The sequence below is a fragment of the Pseudomonas sp. GM60 genome, assembly GCF_000282415.1.
GTDB classification, from domain to species: domain Bacteria; phylum Pseudomonadota; class Gammaproteobacteria; order Pseudomonadales; family Pseudomonadaceae; genus Aquipseudomonas; species Aquipseudomonas migulae.
Map to the genome: position 1 here is coordinate 1 of NZ_AKJI01000017.1, position 4111 is coordinate 4111.

The 4111-nt window shown below is 55.6% G+C and carries 5 protein-coding genes; 2 read left to right on the plus strand and 3 right to left on the minus strand.

Annotated features, from left to right (window positions below; translation table 11 throughout):
- Positions 1-19: 19 nt before the first annotated feature.
- Positions 20-412 carry a GFA family protein gene (locus PMI32_RS26705; protein WP_008024674.1) on the minus strand — a complete coding sequence of 131 codons (393 nt, stop codon included), beginning with the start codon at positions 410-412 and terminating at the stop codon, positions 20-22.
- A 132-nt stretch (positions 413-544) separates the two neighbouring features.
- Between PMI32_RS26705 and PMI32_RS26700 the strand changes: the two genes are divergently transcribed.
- Positions 545-949, plus strand: coding sequence for a hypothetical protein (locus PMI32_RS26700; RefSeq protein ID WP_008024676.1), 405 nt, complete (start codon positions 545-547; stop codon positions 947-949).
- On the plus strand, positions 943-1635 hold the full coding sequence (locus PMI32_RS26695; protein ID WP_008024678.1) for an RES family NAD+ phosphorylase: 693 nt from the start codon (positions 943-945) through the stop codon (positions 1633-1635). Before PMI32_RS26700 ends, PMI32_RS26695 begins: the two co-directional genes overlap by 7 nt.
- A 65-nt stretch (positions 1636-1700) precedes the next feature.
- On the opposite strand, the gene PMI32_RS26690 is transcribed toward PMI32_RS26695, so the two are convergent.
- Positions 1701-2360 (minus strand): DUF2931 family protein, encoded by a 660-nt coding sequence (locus PMI32_RS26690; RefSeq protein WP_008024679.1) that lies wholly within the window; start codon positions 2358-2360, stop codon positions 1701-1703.
- Positions 2360-3907: a T6SS phospholipase effector Tle1-like catalytic domain-containing protein gene (locus PMI32_RS26685; RefSeq protein ID WP_032828566.1), complete on the minus strand. Its 1548-nt coding sequence runs from the start codon at positions 3905-3907 to the stop codon at positions 2360-2362. The genes PMI32_RS26690 and PMI32_RS26685 overlap by 1 nt, the downstream gene beginning before the upstream one ends.
- Between the last annotated feature and the right edge of the window lie 204 nt (positions 3908-4111).

Here is a 4111-nt window from a genome sequence, read left to right on the forward strand (position 1 = left end):
GCTCCTACAGGTTTGGGGGCTACCCTTCAAAACGTCCCGTGCCTTCGCGGTCGTGCTTGTATCGGCGGGTCAACGGAAACGGCGGCAACCACTGCTCGCGGCGAATGATCCAGCTTTCATAGGTGGGCGTCAGTTGGTCCGGGGCATCCAGCGATCCCAGGTTCACTTCAACTTCGTCGTCGGTGCGGGCGAAAACCGAGGAGCCGCAGCGTGGACAAAAAAAACGCCCGGCATAGTCGCGGGTTTCGCCGGTGATCGTCACCGCACGCTCGGGGAATATCGCGGAGGCGTGAAACAGCGCGCCATGATGCTTGCGGCAGTCGAGACAGTGACAGAGGCCAACCCGGTATGGCCGCCCGGATGCCACAATTCGCACGTTGCCGCACAGGCAACCGCCGGTAAAAGAGTCCATGGTGCGCCTCCTCTGAATTCGTGCGACCGGAAGGCTTATTACGATAGCAGCCACCACTGGTCGCAACGAACTTGCTCTACAGATGCTTTTTACCTAATTTTGATTCTATAGATTCAATTTGAGGTCATGAACATGGCCGTTGCCCTCCAGCAACAAGCCTTCACCAAAAGCCAGTGCGTGACCGGCCTACGCGCCGCTGTCGGCATTCTCGATAAATGGCGCGCCTCCAGCGATCAGACTTGCCGAATCCTGCGCATCTCCCGCAGCACCTACACCCGCGCCCGCCAACGCGATCCCGAGTGGGCCGTGGCGCTGGACGCGGACCAGATGCAGCGCATCAGTTTCGTGCTCAACATCCACGCGGCGCTGCGTCTGGTGTTCGACAACCCGGAAAACGTCTACGGCTTCCCGTCGATGGCCAACGACAACGAATTCTTCAACGGCCGCTCCCCGCTCGAGATCATGGCTCAGGGCGATATGATTTCCTTGTATGAAACCTTCCGGCGCATCGACGTGCTGCGGGGCGCGCAATGGTGAGGCTGAGCGAACTGGCAGCACTTGCCGGCGAGCCATTGCAGGCCTATCGACTGGTCAATTCCAAGTTCCCCCCGGTGGCCTTGTTTGATGACGTGGCGGACGCGGACGAGTTTGAAGTGCTGTATCAGATCCAGGAGCTCACCAACCCGAGGCTGAAAAATGAAGTGGGTCGCCTTGAGCTGATTCGCCGCAGTGAAATCCCGTTCGGCATTCCGGGCTGCTCCTATGCGACGGCCCCCTTTACCCACGTCAACCCGGCAGGCTCGCGGTTCAGCGATGGCAGTTTTGGAGTGTTGTATCTGGCGGATACCCTGGAAACGGCACTGGCTGAAGTGAAGCATCATCAGAGCCTGTACTGGTCGAACGTCCCGAGCCTCAACTACGAGCGGTTTGTTTTCCGCGGGTTGTCCTGCTCTTTTGTGGAGGCCGGGATGAAAGATGCGACCTCCCTTTCGATGACCGACCCTGTTTATGATCCGGACGATTACACGCACTCCCGTCGTTTAGGGAAGTCAGTCAAAGAGGTGGGTTGCCCTGGGCTTCGTTACCACTCGGTGCGAATGCACGGCAGTGATTGCTGGGCGCTGATGACGCCAAAACCGGTTTTATCGGTGATTCAGGCGGCGCATTACGAGATGGTCTGGAATGGGCAGGTGACGAGTGTCAGTCAGATTAGTGAGGCTTGATTGCGTTATGCCGAAATGAAAACGGGCGCCTTGATAGGCGCCCGTTTTTGTTTGTGTGGGGGGGGTTACCAACTGCCGTACGGGATGCCGAATTGTTCGATGTAGCGCTTCGCCTTTTCACTGACTGGATAGGCATACTTCCCTTCGCTCTTTCCCTGACTCGGTCCTAACGGTTCTATCTCAGCCTGGGCCCGTGCGACCTTGATCGTTTTCAGGCATTTATCCTCTACCCACACTTGCACAATGCCGCCGGGAGCCAATCCGACATACATCGCCGCCCGGTAATTGGCAGCTTCCTGCGGTCTCGTCGCGCAACGCTCGTTCACAGAGGCGTGCATCATTTGACGCGCCTCTTCGGGAATATCCACCCACGCATGATAGGTTTGTGGCTCGACGATGGACTGCCAACGTACGTATATGCGCTTAGGCAAGTCAGCGCCGACCACTCCCCGAATACTGCCACCGATATGCTCACCCCATCCACGCGCCGCTTCGGTTCCATTCTCGGGCTCTCCCCCGGATGCACGACCTCCGCCCGTGCGGTTGAACAGCTTGCCATTGATGTCTTCAACAGCGCTGTCCTCTACCCAAACCTTCATGTAGAACGGCTCGTTGAAACTGAGACTCCACCAAGGATTTTTCGGATCGTCCTTGCCCGACAATGGCTCAGTTGCCTGACAACCTGTCGCCAGCAATGCGCACAACAAAATGACGATTGCTCGCATCAAAATAATCTCCAGCCTGGGTCAGCAATATGTGGGTGGCGAACACGGACTCCGTCATCCGTTGGAGCATTGGTGTAGCGGATTTTCATCCCACGTTCGCGGCTGCCGCCAATCGGGTTGTTCCAGTTAGCAGACATGTGGATGTACTTAAGCCTAAGCAACCTTTCTTCTTCAGGTGATGGTTTGTACTGACCTGCGAGGACGTTGTCACAAAACGATTGAAGCTCTGCCGGGACAGCGTACTCAGGAGTTTGCGGAACATCATCAAACTGGACGCCTTTCTCCTTCGCCAACTTGTGCATCAAGCGCAGAGATACCACCGACAACTTTCCACTCACCGATCTTTTTAGTTGCAAGCCCGCATAGGCTCGGATTTTTTTGCCCCCCAAACGATCTTGTTCCGCCACCGGTAACTCAGATGGCGCGGGAGTAACAACCTCCAGCATTGCATCTGGCCAGCCGTTAGCAATCCACTTGGCTTTCTCTTGAAGGGCGTCTCGATAAATGGAGGTGGTACGAATGTCTTCACCTTTACTGATTGTGAGGGCCTGCATTGGGCTCACCAATACACACTCTTCCACTTCCTCGCGATAACCACCTCCAATGTCGGAATGCACACCGGGCAGGGGAATTTCCGGATGCGCAGGAACGACACTACTCAACGCAAAATTCGCACGATGTTCATCACGAGCCGTCAGTTGCACGACATCGGTGAAGTATTTTCGGTCCAGGTACAGGTTAATGCCAGGAGCCACCGGGCTTTTGATATCGCCCATATTTGTAAAGCCCGCGACAGAGGGAACAGTATCAAACAGGCCGACAAAACCCATGATGATTTCGCTGTTGTATTGGCTGCCAAAGCTGGAGCTGAAACCTTTGGGGTTACTTCTAAACACTTCTCCCAATGGCCCTTGTTTGCAACGGACGATTTCGTTTGCAAAATGCCGTGCCGCAGCGGCGCCTCTACTGAAACCAAACGTGTCAAAGGTGAGCGAGGTGATTTCGCTGTCAGGATTACTCTCGATTACTCGCTTGACCAATGTCTTCAGGTCCGCGAACGCTTGCTGCACCTTACTCGCTACACCCGTTGCTCCCCGCCCACTGGCTGCATTCAGGAGGCTGTCTTCGGTTCCGGCGCTTGTGCCTATCCCATCAACGTAGAGGCTTCGCAAAGCTAGTTTGACCGAGCCTGCGCCCTGTACGTCTTTCGATTCCGGATAGAGGTCAAACAACTTCGAAACATTACTCACATCATTCCCATAACTCCCCTCCGGATCCGCCATATACGGCTTGCAGCTCGCATCTACATCCGCAGGCAAAATCGGATGATGAGCGCCACACAACAATCCTGAAGCCGAGTTGCTCGCATTGTTCAGCGTCCCGTCGAAGAACACGCCGATGCGCAATGCGACGCGGACTTTCTCCTTCGCCGCCGCCGGTGCCTTGCCGTATTTCTCGTACTCGGCCCAGCGTCTGGCGTGGATGTCGACGGGTTTGGCTTCGTCGTATCGGAAGTTTTTCGGGGGGTTGGGTACGTATCCACTCATTCCTTGATCACCTGGCTCCTTGGTGCAACGGGCGCTGAGGGTGCCACTGTGGATCCAATCAAGCAACGCGTAGCCAGATGCCATCACTGGGACAACATGGGCCTTCGTCCATGTATTGGTTTCGTCAATGGTCACCATTAATTCAATGAAGTTCTCTTAAAAATTGTGCGGCGTAACATCGCCTCCATACCAAACAACTACACC